This window comes from Corynebacterium sp. zg-331 (assembly GCF_014267345.1).
Taxonomy (GTDB): Bacteria; Actinomycetota; Actinomycetes; order Mycobacteriales; family Mycobacteriaceae; genus Corynebacterium.
Map to the genome: position 1 here is coordinate 21222 of NZ_JACMYD010000010.1, position 21951 is coordinate 43172.

The 21951-nt window shown below is 65.2% G+C and carries 18 protein-coding genes; 11 read left to right on the forward strand and 7 right to left on the reverse strand.

Going from position 1 to position 21951, the window contains the following annotated elements:
- Window positions 1-1524: 1524 nt before the first annotated feature.
- The 3 genes from H7347_RS11035 to H7347_RS09690 all read right to left on the reverse strand — a co-directional run bounded on the left by H7347_RS11035 (window position 1525) and on the right by H7347_RS09690 (window position 4371).
- Complete coding sequence (locus H7347_RS11035) at window positions 1525-1809, reverse strand: PspC domain-containing protein (protein ID WP_152823310.1); 285 nt, start codon at window positions 1807-1809, stop codon at window positions 1525-1527.
- A gap of 316 nt (window positions 1810-2125) precedes the next feature.
- Entirely contained in the window at window positions 2126-2494 is a 369-nt protein-coding gene (locus H7347_RS10850; RefSeq protein ID WP_227659119.1) for a hypothetical protein, read from the reverse strand.
- Between the two features lie 647 nt (window positions 2495-3141).
- Complete coding sequence (locus H7347_RS09690; RefSeq protein WP_152823311.1) at window positions 3142-4371, reverse strand: amidase; 1230 nt, start codon at window positions 4369-4371, stop codon at window positions 3142-3144.
- Window positions 4372-4396: 25 nt separating this feature from the next.
- On the opposite strand from H7347_RS09690, the gene pheA reads away from it, so the two are divergent.
- Both pheA and H7347_RS09700 read left to right on the forward strand, forming a co-directional pair.
- On the forward strand, window positions 4397-5326 hold the full coding sequence (gene pheA / locus H7347_RS09695; RefSeq protein ID WP_152823330.1) for a prephenate dehydratase: 930 nt from the start codon (window positions 4397-4399) through the stop codon (window positions 5324-5326).
- Entirely contained in the window at window positions 5323-5988 is a 666-nt protein-coding gene (locus tag H7347_RS09700; RefSeq protein WP_152823312.1) for a histidine phosphatase family protein, read from the forward strand. The genes pheA and H7347_RS09700 overlap by 4 nt, the downstream gene beginning before the upstream one ends.
- Window positions 5989-6174: 186 nt before the next feature.
- Here H7347_RS09700 and H7347_RS09705 read toward each other — a convergent pair whose 3' ends face one another.
- The 3 genes from H7347_RS09705 to H7347_RS09715 are packed head-to-tail and all read right to left on the reverse strand — an operon-like array spanning window position 6175 to window position 8332.
- The gene (locus H7347_RS09705) at window positions 6175-6522 is read right to left on the reverse strand and encodes a metallopeptidase family protein (protein WP_152823313.1); all 348 of its coding nucleotides are present in this window, start codon (window positions 6520-6522) and stop codon (window positions 6175-6177) included.
- Window positions 6519-7568, reverse strand: a complete 1050-nt coding sequence (locus tag H7347_RS09710) for a septum formation family protein (RefSeq protein WP_152823314.1) — start codon at window positions 7566-7568, stop codon at window positions 6519-6521. Before H7347_RS09710 ends, H7347_RS09705 begins: the two co-directional genes overlap by 4 nt.
- A gap of 5 nt (window positions 7569-7573) precedes the next feature.
- Entirely contained in the window at window positions 7574-8332 is a 759-nt protein-coding gene (locus tag H7347_RS09715) for a GntR family transcriptional regulator (protein ID WP_152823315.1), read from the reverse strand.
- 52 nt (window positions 8333-8384) lie between these two features.
- Between H7347_RS09715 and serS the strand changes: the two genes are divergently transcribed.
- The 8 genes from serS to H7347_RS09755 all read left to right on the forward strand — a co-directional run bounded on the left by serS (window position 8385) and on the right by H7347_RS09755 (window position 18776).
- A complete protein-coding gene (serS, locus tag H7347_RS09720; RefSeq protein WP_186337469.1) occupies window positions 8385-9641 on the forward strand; it encodes a serine--tRNA ligase in 1257 nt (418 codons plus the stop codon).
- A 268-nt stretch (window positions 9642-9909) separates the two neighbouring features.
- Window positions 9910-11028, forward strand: a complete 1119-nt coding sequence (locus tag H7347_RS09725; RefSeq protein WP_152823317.1) for an alpha/beta hydrolase — start codon at window positions 9910-9912, stop codon at window positions 11026-11028.
- Between the two features lie 68 nt (window positions 11029-11096).
- Window positions 11097-12986, forward strand: coding sequence for a 1-acyl-sn-glycerol-3-phosphate acyltransferase (locus tag H7347_RS09730; RefSeq protein ID WP_152823318.1), 1890 nt, complete (start codon window positions 11097-11099; stop codon window positions 12984-12986).
- Between the two features lie 175 nt (window positions 12987-13161).
- Window positions 13162-14892, forward strand: coding sequence for a glycerol-3-phosphate dehydrogenase/oxidase (locus H7347_RS09735; protein WP_152823319.1), 1731 nt, complete (start codon window positions 13162-13164; stop codon window positions 14890-14892).
- The gene (locus H7347_RS09740; protein WP_152823320.1) at window positions 14892-15629 is read left to right on the forward strand and encodes an MIP/aquaporin family protein; all 738 of its coding nucleotides are present in this window, start codon (window positions 14892-14894) and stop codon (window positions 15627-15629) included. Before H7347_RS09735 ends, H7347_RS09740 begins: the two co-directional genes overlap by 1 nt.
- Window positions 15630-15750: 121 nt before the next feature.
- Entirely contained in the window at window positions 15751-17283 is a 1533-nt protein-coding gene (gene glpK, locus H7347_RS09745) for a glycerol kinase GlpK (RefSeq protein WP_152823321.1), read from the forward strand.
- A 71-nt stretch (window positions 17284-17354) separates the two neighbouring features.
- On the forward strand, window positions 17355-18188 hold the full coding sequence (locus H7347_RS09750) for an HAD family hydrolase (RefSeq protein ID WP_370513966.1): 834 nt from the start codon (window positions 17355-17357) through the stop codon (window positions 18186-18188).
- A 372-nt stretch (window positions 18189-18560) separates the two neighbouring features.
- Window positions 18561-18776: a hypothetical protein gene (locus H7347_RS09755; RefSeq protein ID WP_152823323.1), complete on the forward strand. Its 216-nt coding sequence runs from the start codon at window positions 18561-18563 to the stop codon at window positions 18774-18776.
- Window positions 18777-18805: 29 nt separating this feature from the next.
- On the opposite strand, the gene H7347_RS10895 is transcribed toward H7347_RS09755, so the two are convergent.
- A complete protein-coding gene (locus H7347_RS10895) occupies window positions 18806-20431 on the reverse strand; it encodes an N-acetylmuramoyl-L-alanine amidase (RefSeq protein WP_152823324.1) in 1626 nt (541 codons plus the stop codon).
- 156 nt (window positions 20432-20587) lie between these two features.
- Between H7347_RS10895 and glf the strand changes: the two genes are divergently transcribed.
- Window positions 20588-21790: a UDP-galactopyranose mutase gene (gene glf, locus H7347_RS09765; RefSeq protein WP_152823325.1), complete on the forward strand. Its 1203-nt coding sequence runs from the start codon at window positions 20588-20590 to the stop codon at window positions 21788-21790.
- Window positions 21791-21951: the final 161 nt, after the last annotated feature.

Genomic DNA, 21951 nt, shown 5'->3' on the forward strand with positions numbered 1-21951 from the left:
ATGACAACCGCAAAGCCACCCGTATCTCTGGAGCTGGACGCAACGTCGATTTATTTAATTACCTGCGCCAATGGGCTTACCCTAGACGCGGTTGTTATGGCATTGGAGCCGCCAACCAGGAAGAATGGGAAGCCGTCTGCCTAGAATGGGCTATACTGCGCGATGAAGATCATATCGGCAATGAATATGCCCGCGGCTTCCTCGGCGCGGCGGAAGTTGTTTACCTGGCACGGTCAGCGAGCAGGTGGGCATGGTGCAACATTGCTCCTATTCCCTCCGACGTATGGCTAAGCCAATGCCAAGCATAACGCGGAAGAAAAGGCGGAGACCGTTCCGGAAAAGTACGCCGCGCTCAAATAGAAGCACTCTTCGAGGTGGTCAGCAATGCCCACGAAGCCCCCGTTGCGGCTCGGGAAACGCACACCAGATCTTACTGCCCGCCAAGCCGTCTTATTAGTCGGACGCTCCCCACGAACTATCCGCCGATGGACTAGCGAACCCAGAGAAGATTACCTAGCACGCGTAGAAGTAACGTCGTCAAAAAGCCCGTGAACTCCGTGCCACCAGCATGACCTTCCAAGACATCGCACACCAATTAGAGTACTCGATAGTCACAGCGCATAGATATGCTGCCAAAATAAAATAACACCGTTAGTCGGTAAACTCCAGGTTCAGCGCACTTCTTCGCTCTTATTTCTCAGAACCATGAGGAGCGTCTGGTAATTTTATAGGAGTAGGTGAAAGAAACTGCTCTAACTCGCGGTGCTCCGGCCTAGCGCCAAGCACCGGGGAGTTGTTTCACTCGCCGCCCGTCCGGCGCGCGTGCAACCTGTCTTGCTCGACTAGCGCGACCTGTTACACTGGCATCTAGATTGTTTAAGTGATAAGAAGGTCCTCCTGCACACGGTCGGTGTGTGGGAGGACCTTCTTCTATCGGCGTGTCCCACAGAGAAAAGCACTGTCTCAATAGCACCGAAGCGACGGTGATGGTGACGTGAACTCCTATTTCCCTGCGGAGCCTAGAATTTTCCGCGATGATGTTTTCTTTTGCACGCACACCGCAGTGGTGGCGGGCCTGCGTATCCATTGACGTACGCTGTACCAGAAGACCTCTAGTTTCGGAACAGCTTCTGAACATGCCCTCTGTTGAGAGACGATCTTCCGCCAACAAAACCACGAAGTCTGTGGCATCCTAGACAAATCCATTTGGCATTGTTGAGATTTGTACGTCTAATCGCGCGGGAAAATTATGGCACCTAATTACCTTGACCGATTAGAATTATTCCAGTACCTAGCAATGGATACTAAAGTCGATATGACAATGGCCACCACGCCAGCCATCCCTCCAGCATTCCAGCTGATTAAGTCAAAGTAAACTAAGAGGGAATAAGCAAAAATCCTAAAGCTGCAGATGTAAAAATCCTAGCGCACACGCCCATGTCACACCATCCGTCGAAGCTAGAGTCTGTTCTGCTATCGGCGTGTCGCACACTATTTGACTACAATACGTTTCATGCCCAGTTCTCACTCTCCAGCACCCTCTGGGTAAACAAGCCACTGGAATAGATAAACAAAAATAATAAGAGGTGCCGCGATGAAAGGGGACCCTACATATAAATACCTAACAGTATCATCTTTCATCCCGTAATGCTCTGCAACACCAGCACACACTCCACCTACTATCGCCCGATCCTTCAATCGGTAGAATTTATTTCTTGGAGAAGAGTCCAGGCTGCTAAACGTCTGCCCCTTATCCATTACTTGCAATTTCCTCCGGTATACTGGAATGTGGACACTGGTCCATTCCATCCGGGCCCACTAGCTGGTTCAACAACTATTCCAAGGCATGCACCATTTCTATGGGCCCGAATTGCGTCATAAGATATCTTGCCTGCAGCTCCCAAAATAGCTATTCCAATAGGGCCTGAAACACCGAGAGCTGCAAGCCAGGGGATTGCGGCTAAAGCCCCCGCTCCAGTTACACGGGTTTCTTCTTTACTCAATCGAACGGTAGTTTTGGACCGACCCCAATCTACCTGGGGATCGGCGACAATCGGGAAAGCAGTATTCGAATCATGCGAAACCGTCTGGGTGAGGACGTCACCCTCAATGAATATGCCTGTTTCTACCGGATCACCGTTTGTATCAAATGCCCACGGAATTCAAAAGTCGCAACCAGTTCCTCTCCGTCAAAAATCGCAAAACCGCCATCGTTAAATGGAGTTATTTCCGCCCCTTCAGGGAGATCGATTGGAAATTCATACGAAGTAGGTGCATTTTCATTTTCGATATGTATTAGAGTCTGAATACCTTCTTCAGTATTGATATTTTCGAAACTATAGTCTCGAGACGGTGTAGATCTAAATCCGCTCGATGGAAGATCATTCCCATCGTCAGTGGTCCAACCAATAGAATATTCTTTTCTGTCAGGGGAAACACTACCTGTCCCCACATACTCCTCTTGCGCAGAAACCCCTGGGGCAGTGACGGTCAATGCCGCAGAAGTAGATATGACAAGCAATGTAGCAAGGATCTTTTTTAAACCTATGCATTGTACTCCTTTCGGAAAAATTCATATTCGTTTTTATCCTACAGGCTTTTCCCGCATCCCGCAACGGTTCGATATTGTTTCCGCCGGTCAGAGCGCAGAAAATAATTCTGCCCAACGCCCGACTAGGGGGTTCCCGAGGGTGGGTGAGTGCAGCATCTCAAGGCAAGACACGCGCCAACGGGCGCCGGTAATAATCATTATGTCACATGGCGCATACCTGCTGGTTACAGCACCGCGCTCAGCAGTGTTGCAGCCACGACCTCCTTGCTCGGCCCAAGGTGCGGGGTTCAGAGATAAAAGAGCATGCTGGGAACGCCAACGAGGGCAGCCAGCCCTGCGCCTCGGGGAAGATCGCTGTGGTGCGAGGGGCAAGGAACGAGGCGGTCGCAGGCCAGCAGGAAGAGCACCAGCCCGCCCCAGACAAAGAGCGCATACGTGCAGGTCGATATTGATCCAGGCGTGCGGACTGGGGGCGTTGAGAGTCATCGATGGCGCGGACAACGGTGAGCCTAAGACCAGGGCGCCGAGAAGCCGCAGCGTGGCGCGCGCCCCGGCGGTGCCATAAGGTGAGGGCCAGAATCAGCGGAATCTCATAGCGTAGGCGCGACGTCGTCGCTGATCTCCCGGGCCAGGGCCAGCAGGATCGCGGGGGAGACGCGCACGGCACCAAGATGCACGGAGGCCCCCGCCCCGCCGCAGGGAACGCTCACCGCCGCCTGACCGCTCATGTTGAACCAGGACGCCCAGGGCGTCCAGCGGGTCTGTGCCCAGAAATCCTCCTCCGGTTCCAGCGCGGAGAAGGCACCGATGGGCGGGGGATCGTGGGCGAGCGTGGGACTGAGCACCACGTCCACGTCCGCGAGGGCGGGCATGGTGGCCTGCACCCGCAGGGCCTGCGCCAGGCGCCGCGGGCCCAGGCGTGCGCCCCGGTCTCGCAGGTGGCACACCATCGCCCCGCTGCCGCTTGCCGGGGGCGTGGCGGCGGCCCGCGCGCTCAAGATCGTGCGGAAGGCCTTGAATACCTTTCCGGCCTGCGGCGGGGCAGAAACGGGGAGCACGCGGTGCCCTGCGGCCGCCAGCAGGTCTGCGGCGTGCTCCGCCGCGTGAAGCCAGCGGGAGGCAACCTTGGTCTCGGCGAAGAGGGGCTCGGTGAGCAGCCCCACCGTCAGGGGCGGGGCCTGCGCGGGCAGCGCGAGGTCGTGCAGCCGGGCGGTCACCTCCACGCTGCGGGTGATAAATCCCTGGGTGGACAGCGCCCCGCCGGTGGCGTCGTGCGGGGGCTTATACCCCACCACCGCGCACGCGGCGGCGGGAATCCTGATGGAACCCCCGCCGTCGGAGGCATGCGCGGCGGGCACCAGCCCGCGTGCCACCGCCACTGCAGCCCCGCCCGAGGAACCGCCGGGGGTGCGGCCCGGCCAGCGGGGATTATCCACCCTCGGTAGCCCCGCCGGTTCCAGGTACGCCGTCATTCCCAGCTCCGAGGTGGCGGTCTTGCCGGGGATGACCGCGCCGCGCTCCAGCAGCCCGCGCACGAACGGCTCGGTGCGCCTCGCCAGGTGCGTGCGGGCGCGGGAACCAAAGGTGGTGGGCAGTCCGGCGACGTCGTAGAGATCCTTGACCGGAATCAGCATGCCCTGAAGCGGTCGGGAGCACAGGCAGGAGGCGCGTTCCAGGGCCTGCGCCCGGGCCCGGGCGCGCTCCAGGCACAGGTGGCTAAAGCCATGCTCGCTCGCGTTGAGCCCCGCTATGGCGCGGGCGAAGTCCGCCACCGCCCGGGTAGGCGAGGCGGCATCATCGGGAGGTGCGGCATGAGACATGGCCACCAGGATAGGCTGGATCACCATGACGATCACCGTGGCATACCTGGGGCCCGCCGGCACCTTCACCGAGGCAGCCCTGTGGCAATTCGCGCAGGAGGGGGCCATGGGGGTGTCGTCCGGCCAGATCACCGCCCTGCCGGTGGACAGCCCCGCGCGCGCCGTGGCGGCGGTGACCGCCGGGAGCGTGGACTACGCCTGCCTGGCCATCGAAAACTCCGTGGACGGCCCCGTCACCCAGGCCTTCGACGCCCTGCGCGGCGCCGGCGTGCAGATCTACCGGGAAACGGATCTGTGCGTCGCCTTTAGCCTCATGGTGCGCCCCGGCACGGAGAGATCTGCCGTACGCACCCTGATCACGCACCCCGTGGCCCACCAGCAGATTCGCGGCTGGCTGGCGCGCAACCTGCCTGAGGCCTCCTTCGTCCCCGCCTCCTCCAATGCGGCGGCCGCCCGCGCCGTGGCGGAGGGCCGGGCCGACGCGGCGGCCGCCCCCCACCGCGCCGCACAACTTTGGGGCCTTGACGTGCTCGCGCAGGACATCGCGGACGTGCCCGGGGCGCGCACCCGATTCGTGCTGGTGGGCCCGCGCGGTGTCCCCACCCCCCGCACCGGACACGACCGCACCTCCGTGGTCTTTACGCTGCCCAACCAGCCGGGCACCTTGGCCGCCGCGCTCGGGGAGTTCGCGCGCCGGGGCGTGGACATGAGCCGCATCGAGTCCCGCCCCACCCGCGACCAGATGGGCGCCTACCACTTCTACGTGGACCTGGTGGGGCACATCGACGACGCCCCTGTGGCCGAGGCCCTGCGCGACCTCTGGCTGCGGGCCGAGACTCTTACCTTCCTCGGCTCCTGGCCCGCGGGCCGCGAGGATTCCCCGACCGCGACGACCCCCGGGTGCGCCGAGCTCGACTGGGTGACCGCCGCGCGCACCGGAAAGGAACTGCCATGACCACCCCGCACCTCATCCTGTTGCGCCACGGGCGCACCTACAGCAACGCCTCCCGCCTGCTCGATACCCGCCCGCCGGGCGCGGAACTCACTGAGATCGGCAGGGCGCAGGCGCGGGAGGCCGGGTGTGCCCTGGCCGCCCGCCCGGGGCGGGTGCGCGAGATCGTGACCTCGGTGGCCCTGCGCGCCCAACAAACGGCGATGGGCGCGGCCGCCGCCTACGAGGAGGCCCGGGGCCTGCCCCGGGGCCGCGTGCTGGTGACGGTGCGCGCCGGCCTCCACGAGGTCAGCGTGGGTGATCTGGAGATGCGCGGTGACGACGCCGCCCACCGCGCCTACCAGGAGGCCTTCGCCGGGTGGCTGCGCGGTGAGGACTCCGCCCGCCTGCCCGGCGGGGAGGGCTACCGGGACGTCCTCGGCCGGTTCCGCCCGGTGCTCGAAGAACTCGCGGCCTCCCTGCGCGCCGCGCCCGAGGCGGGCGACGTGGTGGTGGTCAGCCACGGCGGGGCCATCCGCACCGTGAGCACGCACGCCACCGGTGCCAACCCGGAGGCGGCCTGCGCCGCCTACCTGGCGAACTGCCAGTACATCGAACTCGCCCCGGGGATCCGGGACTTCGGGCAATGGGGCGTGGTGAGGTGGGACGGGTTAGATCAAGGCTAGGCCCCCGCCTGCTGCGATGACGGTTCCCGCGACGCACGGGAGATGGGACGTGCTGTGCCGGGCCTATATCTGCAGCGGCTCGTGGGCCATCACGGTGGCGTGGGTGGCCTCCCGGGGCTGCGCCACGACGCTGAATGACCTGCTGCCATCGCGGTGGGTGTTTCGGGGCTAGGGCTGTGCCCCAGGTTATCCCCACCCCAACCGGTGCAGCTCCTCCTCGCTCATGCCGAAGTAGTGGCCCACCTCGTGCATGACGGTGACGTACACCTGCTCCTCGAGGTCTGCTTCCGAGGTGCAGTAATCCATCAGCGCCCCGCGGTAGAGCGTGATGGTATCCGGCAGGTAGCCGGTGTGGGTGAACTGCCGCTTCGGCAGGGCCACCCCCTCGTAGAGGCCCAGGGTGCGGGAGTCGCCGTCGCGGTAGTCGCGCACCAGGATCACCACGTTGTGCATGTGCTCGGCGAACTCGTCGGGAATCCGGGCCAAGGCGGAGTCCACCAGCTCGTCGAAGCGTTCGTCGCTGATGTCGATCATGAGGCGGGGGCTTGCTGGCCCGGTGTGGCGGGGGCCGGCGCGGGGGCGGCGGTCGTGGCCTCGGGGGTGGGTGGCGCGCCGTTGATGGTGAACTCCCCGGTGGCGCTGCCGCGCAGGGAGTTAAAGCCGCTTTCCCCGTGGGCGCTGATTAAAGAGCAGTTCACGCTGTGCGATCCGCCGATCCAGGACTCGGTGGGGATACCGCCCCAATAGATCTGGAGCGTGGTTTTTTCCAGGTTGTCCGCCCCGCCCAGGTAGTCCTCGGCGGCCTGGGTACAGGCCTCCCGGAGGTGCTTGTCTTGATCCTCCGCGCTGGGAACCCCCTCGGGGAAGGCCTCCAGGAGGTTGATGACGGCGGTGGTTTCCAGCTGGTGGTCCTCCCCGCAGTCCACCACGCTCAGGGAATTGGCAGCGGTGACGGTCACGCACTGTCCGGGCTGGGTCACCCGCGCCTGATCCTGGCTGGCCACGGTGCCGTGGGTGAGGTTGGGGGTACCGGCGGCGTTGGTGGATTGCAGCCCGCAGAGCATGGTGCGGTCGCCGGCGGCCCAGGCCTCGGTGGGCGGCAGGATGGAGGCGATGGAGTAGCGCCCGGTGGGATCAAAGTGCCCGTCGAGGTAGCGCAGCGTGGGGTTGTAGCACAGCTCGGAGCGCAGCTGCGCCTGGCGGGTGAGATCCGGCGGTGCGGCCTTGTCCCCGAACTCGGAGGCGGGGTAGGCGCCCAGGTTCTGGCGGGCAGAGACCTCGAAGCGGTGGTCGCCCTCGCAGGGGGCTTCGTGGAAGTTGCTCACCGCGCCGTCCTCGGCCACGTCCCAGCTCAGGCAGGCCCCCGGTTGGGCGTCGGTGAAGGGCTCCGCGACCTTTTTCTTCGTCGCGGTGCGCTCCAGGGTGGTGGCGCTGGTGGTGTCGCTGGGTGCGGCCTGGCTAGGGGCGTCGTCCCGGTCGGAGGCGTAGCCGAAGGAGGTCAGGCAGACGGCCGAGGTGAGCGCGCCGACGAGGGCGGTGCGTATGGAGAGGGCGGTGCGCCAGGTTTCAGGGAGGCTCATAACAGTTACCCACTGTAATCATCTCGGGATCGGGACACGCGGGCCTTCATTTGGTAGCGGTCCGTGCGGTACACGGAGGAACAGTATTCCACGCGGGACTCGCCGGCCCGTGACTGCCTCTCGATGCTCAGGAGGGCGGTCTTGGGGGCGACGTCGAGGAGCACGGCGGCCCCGGTGGTGGCGTTGACGGCGGTGATGGTCTGGGTGGCGTCGGTGATCCGCAGGCCGTAGCGCCGTTCGAGGATCGTGTACACGGAGTTATACACGTCCGTTTCGAGCAGGTCGGGCGCCAACCCGGCGTGGTACCAGGCGTCGTCGATGGCGTAGGGCTCATTATTGCCCAGGCGCAGTCGGCGCAACCGAATGTGGGGGTGGTGCTCCGGGGTACCGAACCAGCGGGCGACCTCCGGGGGCGGGGCGCTGCGTTCGGCCAGGAGGATGCGGGAGGAGGCCTCCACGTCCTGGGCGCGCATCTCCGAGGAAAAGGAGGCGAGGTGGGGCCGGGAGACCAGGGGGCTGGGGGCGACGAAGGTGCCCTTGCCGCGCTCGCGGCGGATCTTTCCCGCGGCGACCAGATCGCCCAGGGCGCGGCGCACGGTGATGCGCGAGACGCCGTACTGTTGCTCGATGGTGCGCTCGCTGGGCAGCATGTCGCCGGGGGAGAGCCGGGTGGCGCAGAACTCCTCCAGGATTTCCCGCAGCTGCGTGTGCTTGGGTGGACCGCCGCCGAGCACCTCGGCCGGGGGAAGATCGGGTTGCGGCATGGCACCGAGTGTACGTCCTTGCCGCGGCCCGCTTGCCGGTAGGCTTAAGCGCGTGATTGATCTGAAGTTTCTCCGCGATAATCCCGATGTAGTGCGCGCCTCGCAGGTCACCCGCGGGGAGGATCCCGCGCTGGTTGACGCCCTGCTCGCCGCCGACGAATCCCGGCGGCAGGCCATTCGGAGGGCCGACGAGCTGCGCAGCGAGCAGAAGGCCTTTGGCAAGAAGATCGGTCAGGCGGCTCCGGACGAGCGTCCCGCCCTCCTGGCGGGCTCCAATGAGCTCAAGGAGCGGGTCAAGGCCGCGGAGGAGGAGCAGAAGGCCGCAGAGGAAAAGGTGCAGGCCCTGCAGATGAAGCTGGGCAACGTGGTGGAGGGGGCGCCCGCCGGCGGCGAGGACGATTACGTGGTGCTTGAGCACGTGGGCCAGCCCCGCGAGTTCGACTTTGAGCCCAAGGATCACCTGGACCTGGGCGAATCCTTGGGGCTGATCGACATGAAGCGCGGCACGAAGGTCTCCGGCTCGCGCTTTTATTACCTCACCGGCGATGGTGCCCTGCTGCAGCTGGGTATGCTCACGCTCGCGGCGCGTAAGGCGCGCGACGCTGGCTTCCAGGTGATGATTCCCCCGGTGCTGGTGCGCCCGGAGATCATGAACGGCACCGGCTTTTTGGGCGAGCATGCCGAGGAGATTTATTACCTGGAGCGCGATGACCTGTACCTGGTGGGCACCTCCGAGGTGGCGTTGGCGGGATATCACTCCGAGGAGATCATCGACCTATCCCGAGGGCCGATCAAGTACGCCGGTTGGTCCTCGTGTTTCCGCCGCGAGGCGGGTTCGTATGGCAAGGACACCCGCGGCATCCTGCGCGTGCACCAGTTCGACAAGCTGGAGATGTTTGTGTACTGCAAGCCGGAGGAGGCCGCGGCTCAGCATCAGGCCCTGCTTGATATGGAGCGCGATATGCTCTCCGTGGTGGAGGTGCCCTACCGCATCATCGACGTGGCGGGCGGCGACCTCGGCTCCTCCGCCGCTCGGAAGTTCGATACGGAGGCGTGGGTGCCCACCCAGCGGACGTACCGGGAGTTGACTTCCACCTCGAACTGCACCACGTTCCAGGCCCGCCGCCTGTCCACCCGCTACCGGGATGATGGCGGCAAGCCGCAGGTGGCGGCCACCCTCAACGGCACGCTGGCCACCACCCGCTGGCTGGTGGCGATCCTGGAAAACAATCAGCGAGCGGATGGTTCCGTGGTGGTGCCGGAGGCGCTGCGCCCCTTTGTGGGGAAGGAGGTCTTGGAGCCTCGGTGATTCCCGGCTCGCTCCGGGCAAATCCCCCACCGATTATCGGCGGGGGATTTATATATTTTATTGGGAACAAATGCAAATCATACTACACCCAAATGGGGGTAAATGTGGCGATGTTACCAGGGCTTTTTGCCCATCGCGAAGGGGAGTATTTCTCGGAGCTAAGGCTATGGTTATGATTCACCTCAATAGCCGGGCGCAGTGCGTGACGCGCCACCGCGTTGGTTCCGCGCCGCAGGCTGCCGTGAGAGATACAAGGAAGAGGAAACTCATGACCCCCCAGCGCATTAAGTCCCTCCGCGTTGTTGCCGCAGGCTCGGCCCTGAGCCTGGCTCTGGCGGGCATTGTCCCCGCCGAGGCTGCCCCGGCGGCCCCGGGAGCGGCTCCCGTGGCTGCCGTCTCCCAGGCCGAGGTGCAGGAGGGCTTCTTCACCAGCGCCGACGGCAAGAACACCCAGGTGTATTGGAAGTCCCAGACGGTGCCCAATGCCAAGGGCAACGTGGTGGTAGTCCACGGTGCCGCCGAGCACTCCGGCCGCTACGATTACGTGGCCGATCGCCTGCTGGCCGACGGTTACAACGTGTACCGCCTGGATCACCGCGGGCACGGCAAGACCGCAGACGCGGGGAACTCCGTGGTGCGCGGCCACATCGATGACTTCCACTACCTGGTGGATGATGTGAACATTCTGACTCAGAAGGCCAAGGCCGAGCACCCGAACGTCAAGACCTTTATGCTCGGGCACTCGATGGGCGCCCTGGCCTCGCAGTTCTACGGCATCAAGTACCCCGGCGAGGTGGCCGGCATCGTCACCAATGGCGGCGGCGCGCCGATCAACCTCTCCGGGCGTAACGAGCCGGGCCCGGTGGTGACCCCGCAGGAGATCACGCAGATCCAGCGTGAGCTGGATCCCACCCTCTCCGAGCGGCTGCCGCTGGCGGAGCTGACCAGCTTCAACGGTCAGCTCGCCCAGCAGGTGATCCCCGGCCGCCTGGACGTGCACGTGCCCTCCCCGGCCTTGACCGATAAGATCCAGGTGCCCAACGCCTTTACCGACGGCGTGGCCTCCGATCCCGAGATCGCCGCTCAGTACCAGACCGATCCCCTGGTGAACAAGAAGCTGAGCCTGGGCATGGTGCAGCAGATGGTGTTCGGGGCCCTGTATGACGGCGTGAACGCGGATCGCTTCACCACCCCCACGCTGATCATGCACGGCACCAAGGACGGCCTGGTGCCCAGCTACTTCGCCCAGGACTGGTACAACGGCATCGCCTCGCAGGATAAGGAGATCGTGTACTGGGAGGGGCAGATGCACGAGGTGTTCAACGAGCCCGCCAAGGGTGAGGCCATGGACAAGGTCCTTGGCTGGCTGAACGCGCATAACGCCTAAAGAGGGCTGCACGCGCTCTGAAGAAAACATTGCGCGCCGCGCGGATACCCTGAACTATAATCCCGAATATGTTGCTGAGGGATATGGTTTATCGGGGCATCGTCCGCGTGGCGCGCGTTGTTATTGCGGCTCAGGGACTCCAGATGCACGTGGAGGGCCGGGATCGGATACCGCGCAAGGGGGGAGCGGTGTTGGTGATGAATCATTCCGGATACATGGACTTTGTACTCGGTGGTTACGCGCCGTACCTGCGCGGGCGCCTGGTGCGCTATATGACCAAGGCCGCCATCTTTGACAAGCCCGGGGTGGGCGCCCTCATGCGAATGATGGGGCACATCCCGGTGGATCGCATCGACGGCGCGGCCTCGTTCGAGGAGGCGGTGCGCAAGGCCGCGTCGGGGCAGATCGTGGGGATCTTCCCGGAGGCCACCATCTCCCGCAGCTTTGAGATCAAGACCCTGCGCACCGGGGCGGTGCGCATTGCCCAGGAGGCGGGGGTTCCGCTGATCCCCTTGGTATCCTTCGGCTCCCAGCGTCTGTGGACCAAGGGGGGGAAACGCAACCTCGGCCGCAGCCACATCCCCATCTATCTCTCCGTGCTGGAGCCCTGGGAGCCGGTGGACTCCCCGGAGGAGGCCACGGAGGCCCTGCGCACCCAGATGCGGGAGGGGCTCTCGGCCCTGTGGGATCAGTACCAGCGCGATTACGGGGAGTTTCCCGCCGACGAGTTTTGGGTGCCGGCGCGCTTCGGCGGGGGCGCCCCCTCCCCGGAGGTCACGCAGCGCGAGGATAGCGCGGTGGAGGAGGAGCGCTACCGCGTGCGCAAGCTCAGCGAGGATCTCGCCGGGCTGAGCGAGAAGATCAAGGAGGTCAGCCGTAACCTGGTGGCCGGGGCCTACGAGGCCTATGATTCCGCGCAGGAGAAATTCACCCAGGCGCAGGGGGCCTCCGGGCATCAGGATCGCACCGCCATGATGGTGTGGTTGAAGAACACCATGGATGAGCTGGCCGCGGAGGCCTCCCAGGGGGTCAAGGAGGGACGCGATCGCATTGCGGCCGGGGTGGATCAGGCCAAGAACAGCGCCGCCATGCTGTATTCCCAGCTTTCCACCGGCGGGTGGGAGCGCTATGAGGGCTCGCGGCTGGACGAGGCGCTCACTCGCCTGGCGGCGCAATCCAAGCTGATCGTCAGCAAGCTGCCGCACCGGGTGACCTCGCAGGTCAGCGGCATTCCGGCGGCGGTCGTGTGCAATATCGAGGGCACCTTGCTGGGCACCGACGGTGCGATGGACGAGCGCGATGTGCGTGCCCTGCGCCGGGCCGCGCGGGAGGGGGCGAGCATCGTCTTGACCACGCAGTTTGGCCCCGATGAGTGGCGGCGGGCGGCCGCAGAGCTGAGCTTGCCCACCGTGGGAGTGTGCTACGAGGGCGCGGTGGTGATGGGTTCCGAGGGGGAGGTGCTGGATCGGCAGGTTTTCTCCGGGGACGAGGCGCTGGCGGTGGAGCGTGCTGTGGCGGCCGCAGCACCGGGTGTGTCTTTCGAATGGCGAACCGGCCCCAATAGTGGGGAATATCACAAAGTAATGGGGGTGCTGAGGGTGGCGCCGGGTGATGCGCAAAAAATGGCCTCTCACCTGCGTAAAGAGCTAAAGGGGGTGGCGGAGGTCGTGCCCGCCGCGGGGCGCGGGCTGCACCTCCTTCCGGCCCGAACAAATAAAGGTCTAGGCGTTTTTCGGGCGCTGGATTTTCTGCATATCACCCCCGCTCGGGTGGTCGCCTTCGGGGCGTCGGCCTCGGACCTCCCGGTGCTCGACGTCGTGGGCACGGCCGTCGCCATGGCCGACGCCCCCCCTGAGGTGCTGAAAAGGGCGCCCAGCGCGACGTCGATGAGCGACGAGGCGGGCGTGGCGGAGGTGCTCAACCCGTTGTTGGACGCCGCGGCGTTGGCGGAGGAATAGGGGCGGGGCTACCCCCGAAAACCCCACGTGCTCCGCAGGTCAAAACAATAATGTGGACATTTTCGCCAGAGATCTTTTACGCACCTTTTTGCTAGTGTGAAGCCGTAAATCGCGAGCGATGACGTGCCCGCACCGGCCGTAACCAACCGTGAAGAGAGGGGTAGAGCTACTACCAATGGCTTCCACAAGCAAGCAGACTTTTAATCCCGAATCCTACGAGAACGCCTGGCAGCGCTTCGGCGAGGAGGAGTTCGACGTCGTGATCATCGGCGGCGGCTCCGTGGGTGCGGGCGCCGCCGTGGATGCGGCCACCCGTGGGCTCAAGGTCGCCGTGGTGGAGACCCGCGACTTCGCCGCCGGCACCTCCTCGCGCTCGTCCAAGATGTTCCACGGTGGCCTGCGCTACCTGGCCATGTTCGATTTCCGCCTCGTGGCGGAGTCGCTGCGCGAGCGCGAGCTGAACATGTCCACCCTGGCCCCGCACCTGGTCAAGCCGCTGCGCTTCATCTTCCCGCTCACCCACCGCCTGTGGGAGCGCGTGATGATGTTCGGCGGCTTCACCCTCTACGACCTCATGGGCGGCGCTAAGTCCGTGCCCATGCAGAAGCACCTCACGCGTAAGAGCGTGCTCAAGCGCAATCCCGGCCTGCGCGAGGACGCCGTGGTGGGCGGCGTGCGTTACTACGACACCCAGGTTGACGACGCCCGCCACACCATGATGGTGCTGCGCACCGCCGCCGAGTACGGCGCCGTGGTGCGCACCTCCACGCAGGTGACCGGCCTGGACAAGGTCAACGGCCGCGTGGTTTCCGCCCGGCTGCGCGACACCGATACCGGCGCGGAGACCACGATCCGCGGTTCGGTGTTCATCAACGCCACCGGCGTGTGGAACGACGAGATCGAGAAGATGGCCGGCACCAAGGGCAAGTTCTCCGTGCACGCCTCCAAGGGCGTGCACATCGTGGTGCCCAAGGAGGTGCTGGAGGCGGATTCCGCCCTCACCTTCGTGACCGATAAGTCCGTGCTCTTCGTCATGCCGTGGGGCGATTACTGGATCATCGGCACCACGGACACGGATTGGGCCAAGACGCTGAGCAAGCCCGATCCCGCCCCCACCCGCGCGGATATCGACTACATCCTCACCGAGGTGAATAAGCGCGTGCGCCGCCAGATCACCCACGCGGACATCGTGGGCGTGTACTCCGGCCTGCGTCCGCTGCTGGAGGGCAGCTCGGATTCCACCACCAACCTCTCGCGCAACCACGCCGTGGCCCGCACCGTGCCCGGCTTGGTCTCCGTGGCGGGCGGCAAGTACACCACCTACCGCGTGATCGGCAAGGACGCCGTGGATCTGGCCCTCCAGGACGTGCCGAAGAAGGTCTCCGAGTCCGTGACGGATCAGACCCCCATCCTGGGCGCCGATGGCTACCACGCCCTGACCAACCAGGTGCCCGCCCTGGCCGCGCGTCACGGGCTGAGCGAGAAGCAGATCGAGCACCTGCTGGGGCGCTACGGCTCCCTCTACGAGGAGGTGCTGGCCCCGGCCGCCGAGGACCCGAGCCTGCTGGAGCCCGTGCCCGGTGCCCAGGGCTACCTCAAGGCGGAGGCACTCTACGCCGTCACCCACGAGGGCGCGCTGCACCTGGAGGACGTGCTTGGCCGCCGCCTGCGCGTGGTCATGGAGTACGCGCACCGCGGTCTCGATTCTGCCGAGGCCGTGGCCGAGCTCGTCGCCCCCGCCCTGGGCTGGGACGACGAGGCCAAGGCGAAGGAGATTGCCACCTTCCGCGAGCGCATCGAGGCCGAGCTCGCCGCAGAGAAGGCACTCACGGATGAAGATGCCAACACGATCATCACCGAGGTTGCCGATTCCCGACATGCTATTGACACTTCGGTGGAGGACTGATGCTTACTGCTACTGATGCTTTCCTGTGGGAGTTCCTCGGAACCACCCTGCTGTTGCTCCTCGGCAACGGCGTGTGCGCGGTCAACGCGCTGCGCACCTCCGGCGGCAAGGGGACTGGTTGGATCCTCATCGCCTTTGGCTGGGGCCTGGCGGTCTACGTGGGCGCCAGCGTGGCCGACGTCTCCGGCGGCCATCTCAACCCGGCCGTGACGGTGATGCTCGCGCTCAAGGGCGCGGTGGCATGGTCGTTGGTTCCGGCCTACGTGGCCGGGCAGCTTCTGGGCGCCATCTTCGGCGCGGTGCTGGCCTGGGCGGCGTTTAAGCAGCTCTTCGACGCCAACAACGTCGATGAGCGCGGCAACGTCACCGGTGCTAACCGCGAGACCGGTGGGATCTTCTTCACCGGCCCCGCGGAGCCGAACAACGCCTGGAACACCGTGACGGAGTTCATCGCCACCTCGGTGCTTCTGATCTTCATCGCCTTCGGTCCCACCGGCGGCGAGCTTGGGCCGCTGACCTACTTTGGCGTGGCCTTCGTGATCGTGGCCATCGGCATGTCCCTGGGTACTCCCACGGGCTACGCGCTGAACCCGGTGCGCGACTTCGGGCCCCGCCTGGCCTACGCCTTCCTGCTGCCGATTCCCGGCAAGGGGAATCCCAACTGGGGCTACGCCTGGGTGCCCGTGGTGGGTCCCATGCTGGCGGCCGTGGCGGTGGGTCTGCTCGCCGCGCTCTAGATCGCTAGAGTCGTGGTGAGAGATCTACGGCGCAAAGCACAGTAGCAGTACCTCGGGCCCCCTCGCGGGGGCTTAGCCGTAGAGCAATACGGAATAATTTTCAACGGAGCAAGTGAAACTAATGAGCCAGAACAAGTACGTTGCGGCCATCGATCAGGGCACGACCTCGACGCGCTGCATCATCTTCGACCATGACGGCAACCAGGTGGCCTCGGGGCAGTTCGAGCACAAGCAGATCTTCCCCCAAAAGGGATGGGTGGAGCACGACCCCATCGAGATCTGGGACAACACCCGTCGCGCCGTGGGCAGCGCGCTTGCCGACAGCGACGTCGCCAGCCACGACATCACCGCCGTGGGTATCACCAACCAGCGCGAGACCACCGTGGTCTGGGACAAGAACACCGGCGAGCCGGTGTACAACGCGATCGTGTGGCAGGACACCCGCACCAGCGATCTGTGCACGGAGCTCGCCGGGGAGGAGGGGCCGGATCGTTGGCGCCGCACCACCGGGCTGCGCATCAACTCCTACCCGTCCGGGCCCAAGATCAAGTGGATCCTGGACAACGTAGAGGGCGCGCGCGAGCGCGCCGAGGCTGGTGACCTCATCTTCGGCACCATCGACACCTGGCTGCTGTGGAACCTCACCGGCGGGGCCGAGGGCGACGAGGGCGAGTCCGCCGTCCACGCCACGGACGTCACCAACGCCTCGCGCACCCTGCTCATGGACCTGGAGACCCTGCAATGGGACCCCGAGCTGTGCAAGGCCATGGACATCCCGATGTCCATGCTCCCGGAAATCCGTCCCTCCCTGGGCGACTTCCGCAAGATCCGCGCCCGCGGTTCCCTGCCCGGCGTGCCCATTCGCGCCGTCCTGGGTGATCAGCAGGCCGCCATGTTTGGCCAGGGCTGCTTCCGCCCCGGCGATGCCAAGAACACCTACGGCACCGGCCTCTTCCTGCTGCTGAACACCGGCACCACGCCCAAGTGGAGCGACAACGGCCTGATCACCACCGTGTGCTTCCAGATCGAGGGCGAGCGTCCCGTTTACGCCCTGGAGGGCTCCGTCTCCATGGGCGGCTCCCTGGTGCAGTGGCTACGCGATAACCTCCAGATCATCCCCAACTCCGGGCAGATCGAGAATCTCGCCCGTGAGGTGCCCGATAACGGCGGCGTGTACATCGTCCCGGCTTTCTCCGGGCTGTTTGCGCCGCACTGGCGGCCCGACGCCCGCGGCGTCATCGTGGGCCTCACGCGCTTTGCCAACCGCAAGCACCTGGCCCGCGCCGTGCTGGAGGCCACCGCCTACCAGACCCGCGAGGTGGCCGACGCCATGGTGGCCGACTCCGGCGTGGAGATCACCGACCTGCGCGTGGACGGCGGCATGACCATGAACGAGCTGCTCATGCAGTTCCAGGCGGACATCCTGGGCACCAATGTGGTACGCCCCAAGAACATCGAGACCACCGCCACCGGTGCGGCCCTGGCCGCCGGTATCTCCGGGGGCTACTGGGACAGCCTCGATGTGCTGCGCAAGAACAAGGAATCCACCACCGTGTGGAAGCCGAAGATGGAGCAAGACCAGGTGGACAACCTCTACGGCGAGTGGCAGCGCGCCGTCAAGCGCTCCCTGAACTGGGAGTACGACGCGGACTAGTCCTGTTCAGTCAGCGGCGCGGGCGATGGGTGTCTGCGCCGCTTTCTTCATGGATGCCTACAATCGATCCCGTGACTACCCCGCCGCCCCTGCTCATCGTCAGCGATATTGATGGAACGCTTATCACCTCCGCCGAGCGGGTACCGGAGCGCCTGCGGGCGGTGCTGGGGCGGGCCGTCGAGAAGCGGTGCGCGGTGGCGCTGGCTACGGGCAGGCCGCACCGATGGCTCTTTCCGGTGCTGGAGCAGCTGCCGGTGCGCCCGCTGTGCGCCACCGCGAACGGGGCTGTGCTCTACGATCCGGCCACCGATACCGTGCTGGGCGCCCACGAACTCGCGCCTGTAGCCATGCGCGATGTGGTGGTGCGGGCACGGGCGGCGCTGGGGGAGTTCGGGGAGCCGCTGAGCGTGGCCGTGGAGCGCTGCGGGGCGTCTGCCTTTGACCCGGAGGAGGAGCTCTTCGTGGTGAGCCCGCAGTACGTGCACACCTGGGAGGCGCAGGGTTTCTTGGTGCTGGCGGAGGAGGAGGTGCTGGCGGAGCCCGCCGTGAAGCTGCTGCTGCGCAACGAGCGCATGACCTCCGCGCAGATGTACGAGGCGATCGCTCCGGCCCTCGACCCGGCGGTGGCGCACCTGACCTACTCCATGCCGGAGGGCTTGCTGGAGGTGGCGGCGCCGGGGGTGACCAAGCAGGCGGCGGTGGCCGACCTGGCGCGCCGCTACGGCGTGCCCCGGGAGCGGGTAGTGTGCTTTGGCGACATGCCCAACGACGTGGAGATGCTGTGCTGGGCTGGCTTGGGGGTGGCGATGGGCAATGCGGCCCCGGAGGTGAAGCGCGCGGCGGACCTGGTGGCGGCCACGAACGATGAGTGTGGGGTGGCGCAGGTGCTGGAGGAGTGGTTCTGAGGGGGAATTAGTTTTGTCCGTGTGGTAATATCTGGTATATTTACTCGCAGTATTACGGGGTGTGGGGACGGTTGGGGGTGATGATGCGGATACTGGATTCGGCTTTGCGGCACGGTATCGATCCGATGGAGATACGGCATAGCCTTGCCGTGCCGGTGTATAGTAAGCGGATACGGGATGACCCTCCCAAGTACTTTGTTATCGGTGTTGATTCCGCGAGTAGATTGCTAGAGATAGTTCATGTTTCTGATGCTCGCGGTGAGATCATCGTTATTCATGCGATGAAATTGCGTAGAAAATACTATTCATTATTGAGGGGTGGAGGCAATTATGGCAGGGCAGCCGCTGGAAATAGTAGATCACGTTGACGGCATGAGCGAGGAAGAACTGTCGCGTGTGGTGGCCGAGGCCGAGGAGGGGTATCCCCTCGAGGACCTTGAGGGGGGACAATACGGGGCGGGAGCCGTGTTGATGGACTTACCGCGGAATATCCGGGTGGCGATCCTCGGCCTGTGCGCAAAGAAGGATTCCACTCCCCGGCAGGTGATCGCGCAAATCCTTACCGAGCACTTTTCGAGAGCCGCGTGACGCGCGGGGGATAAGGCCCGGAGGTCTAGCTACGCCTCCGTGGTCTCCGTGACCATGGGCTGTGCGATCTCTGCCGTGGGAGTGGTGGCACTGGGCACCTCGGCGGTGCCGGGTTCGCGCATGGGTTCGGTGGTGTTGTTCGTCCCCGGTATCGTGGCGGTTTCACTGGGCTCTGTGGCCGCTGCTGGGGCCTCGGGGGTTGCGGAGGCTGTCGCGGAGGTTTCCCCGACGGCCTGCCCTGCCGCGGTGGTCGTCGGTGCGGTATTCCCAGACGTCGTGGCCTCGGTGGTGCTCAGTGTGCCCGCCAGGGAATCGTAGGTCTCCTTGGCGATCGCGCGGATGGTGTCCATCTGGGCGTAGCCGGCGTCGCCGGGGCAGGTGGTCAGGCCCACGTCTCGGTGGGCGAAGATATTGGGCAGGGTGACCTCGGTGCCGTAGGCGTACTTGGTGAAGGAGGTGCCCTCGGAGTAGTGGGTGTCGCTGCCGGTGGGATCGAACCCGGCGAGCGCGGCGCGCCACCCGGCCAGGCGGCCCACGGCGTCGAGGGTCTCCTGGGGCGGGGTGAGGGACTCGTAGTTGCCCATCATGGAAATGCCCCAGGTGTTCTGGTTGAAGCCGCCGGCGTGGGCACCCTGCACGGCCTGGTGAAGGCCGCCGTAGCGGCCCTCGTAGATGGTGCCGTACTTGTCCACCAGGGCGTTGTAGCCGATGTCGCACCAGCCGAGGGTCTGGGCGTGGTACTGGTAGATGCCGCGCACTACGCCGGGGGCCTGCTGCGGGGTGTAGTTATTGGAGCCGGCGGTGTGGTGGATGGTCAGGGCGGAGACCCGGTCGTCCACGGTGGGGTCCTGGCAGCGCAGGGACTCGTCGGCACCCCACCCGGCGCGGGAGACCACCTCGGGCATACCGTAGGTCTCGGTGTCGGCAGTCGGCGCGATGCCGCCGCCCGGGGCGTTGCCGTCGATGAACACGGCCTCAAGGTCGGTGGCATCGGCGACCTCGGCCACGGGCTTGATGTCGCCGTAGTTGGTGGGTAGTGGCACACCGGTGGGGTGCGGGGCGGTGCCTTCCGACGTCGTGGGCTGTTCGCTTTCCACGGGAGCCGGGGCCTCGGCGGGGGTCTCGGCCTGGGGAGCGTCGGTCGGGACGCCCACCACGTCCACGCCGCTGACCGATACCTGCACGCGGTGGGTGGGCTCGACGTAGATGAGCTCGGTGCCGGTGGTGCCGGTGGGGGAGGGCTCGTCGAGGGGTTCCGCGCTGTACCAGGGGCCCCAGGTGCCGTCGGTGGCCTGGGCGCGCACAAAGGCGGCGATGTCGCGCTCGCCGTTCCAGGTCAGGGCGAACATGGAGAAGAGATCGTCGCGGCCGAATTCCTTGACGGTGCGGGAGGCCTCGCCCTCGCCCTGGGTGGCGATGGCGGGATCGTCCACCACCACGTTGGTGCCCTCGGCGAAGGAGACGCTGGATTGGGCGGCGGCCACGGGGGCGCTCCCGGTGACGTCGGTGGGCAGGATGCCGGTGCCGATCCCCAGGGCGGCGGCGACCACGAGCGAGGTGGTCAGGGCCGCGGCGAGGGTGGGGGTGCGTCGGGGCGCGATCAGGTGGCGGCGGTGCTGCACGGTGGCGTTCTCCTCGGCGTGTTCTCGGGGCATGGGCGGGCTATGAGTGATAGTTGCTATTTATTGTAGACAATTGTGACTAAAGAAGCCAGTGTGCCCATAGGGGCTGAATATAATCAGAGTTTTTCTGTGGGGCCGTGTCCCGCGCGCCTCCGCCCGGGAGGAGCGGCGTCGATTAGCCTGGCAGCTATGACCTCACAGACCTATGACCTCATCGTGGTGGGTTCCGGCCTGTTCGGCCTCACCGTGGCCGAGCGCGCCGCGAGCCAGCTGGGCAAGCGGGTACTCATCGTAGAACGCCGCGAGCACATCGGCGGCAACGCCTATTCCGAGGCGGAGCCGGAGACGGGCATTGAGATCCATAAGTACGGCGCGCACCTCTTCCACACCTCCAACAAACGGGTGTGGGAGTACGTCAATCAGTTCACGGACTTCACCGACTACCAGCACCGCGTGTTCGCCATGCACGGCGGCACCGCCTACCAATTCCCGATGGGCCTAGGCCTGATTAATCAGTTCTTCGGCCGCTACTACTCCCCGGAGCAGGCCCGCGCGCTGATCGCGGAGCAGACCGACGGCCTTAACCCCGCCGAGGCCACCAACCTGGAGGAAAAGGCGATCTCGCTCATTGGCCGCCCCCTCTACGAGGCCTTCATCCGCGATTACACCGCCAAGCAATGGCAGACCGACCCCAAGGAGCTCCCCGCGGGCAACATCACCCGCCTGCCGGTGCGCTACACCTTCGACAACCGTTACTTCACCGACACCTACGAGGGCCTGCCGGTGGACGGCTACACCGCCTGGTTGGAGCGCATGGCCGACCACGAGCTCATCGACGTCGCCCTCAACACCGACTGGTTCGAGGCGCGCGAGCGGCTGCGCGCGGCCTCCCCCGAGGCCCCCGTGGTCTACACCGGGCCACTGGACAGGTACTTCGACTACTCCGAGGGGCGCCTGGGCTGGCGCACCCTGGACTTTGAGGCCACCGTGGAACCGGTGGGTGATTACCAGGGCACCCCCGTGATGAACTACAACGATGCCGACGTCCCCTGGACGCGCATCCACGAGTTCCGCCACTTCCACCCCGAGCGCGCCGACCGCTACCCCAAGGATAAGACGGTCATCATGAAGGAATACTCGCGCTTTGCCGAGGAGGGTGACGAGCCCTACTACCCCATCAACACCCCCGAGGACCGCGAGATTCTGGCGGCCTATCGACGCCTGGCCGCCGCCGAATCCCGCGACAACAAGGTGCTCTTTGGCGGCCGCCTGGGCACCTACCAGTACCTGGACATGCACATGGCCATCGGCGCGGCGCTCGCGCTGGTGGACAACCACCTCGCGCCTTTCTTTGACAACGGGGAACCGCTGGAGCAGGCCAGAGGACACTGACTCGCCCCGGGAGTGTGAGGGTGGGTGTTTAAGCCGCGTGGGCTTCTGATTGCTCCCTGTTGGGATTGGTGAGACGGTACCACATTTCGTGTTCCTTCGGTGGGATGTAGTCAATGGATCCGTGTAGTCGCTCGGTGTTGTACCAACTCACCCAGCTCGCG